This is a genomic window from Aquabacterium parvum (assembly GCF_001447195.1).
Taxonomy (GTDB): Bacteria; Pseudomonadota; Gammaproteobacteria; order Burkholderiales; family Burkholderiaceae_C; genus Aquabacterium; species Aquabacterium parvum.
The window spans coordinates 1-273 of sequence record NZ_LFRI01000131.1 but is presented as its reverse complement, the minus strand read 5'-3'; the positions used below and the strand labels follow the sequence as shown (position 1 = coordinate 273).

At 60.4% G+C, this 273-nt stretch carries 1 protein-coding gene; it reads right to left on the bottom strand.

Going from position 1 to position 273, the window contains the following annotated elements:
* Positions 1-107 precede the first annotated feature (107 nt).
* On the bottom strand, positions 108-230 hold the full coding sequence (locus ABG80_RS23715; RefSeq protein ID WP_268760913.1) for a hypothetical protein: 123 nt from the start codon (positions 228-230) through the stop codon (positions 108-110).
* Positions 231-273: the final 43 nt, after the last annotated feature.

The window sequence follows — 273 nt, the reverse complement described above, 5'->3', positions numbered from 1 at the left end:
GGTGATCTGGTGCCAATCCCGCGACAAGCGCTCCTGGCTGGGCTCGACCTCGGCCAAGGCGATCATGTGCAGGTGCGGGTGCCACTGGCCCGAGTTGTCTCCCCGCTTCACTTCGTATGACCAAACAGCGCCCACAGCACCATCGAGCACAGAGCCGCGACCACGTTGCCGGCGTTTCCATAGCTCGCGCTGGGCTCTATGAAGGTGCTTAAAGCGTTCAGCCAGGTCATCACCGTTCTTCACCGTCAAAGTCACCAAAAAAGGCCTCAGAGC